This window comes from Pollutimonas rozaliensis, from assembly GCF_048751585.1.
GTDB lineage: Bacteria > Pseudomonadota > Gammaproteobacteria > Burkholderiales > Burkholderiaceae_B.
In genome coordinates this window covers 1-272 of the sequence record NZ_JAZHOB010000111.1, presented here as the reverse complement: position 1 = coordinate 272, position 272 = coordinate 1, and the positions used below count along the sequence as shown (strand labels likewise).

The following is a 272-nucleotide window of genomic DNA, read 5'->3' as shown; positions in this document are numbered from 1 at the left end:
CTCTGTAAGGAAGACAAAAGCGCATATGCTAACGCGGCAGCGCGCGTCTTGTTGGCAATTGGCCAACCTGAATTGGTCGATACTGGCAAAGATCCTCGTTTAAGTCGGCTCTTTTCTAACCGAGTCATTTCTCGTTATAAACCGTTCCAAGACTTCTATGGCATGGAAGAAGCGATTGAACAAATTGTTTCTTATCTTAAACATGCCGCACAAGGCTTAGAAGAACGGAAACAGATTCTTTATCTACTCGGCCCTGTAGGCGGTGGTAAATC

General features: G+C 45.2%; 1 pseudogene. It reads left to right on the top strand.

The window, feature by feature from the left end:
- Positions 1-272 (top strand): annotated as a pseudogene (locus V0R37_RS22190) (PrkA family serine protein kinase); the annotation flags it as partial.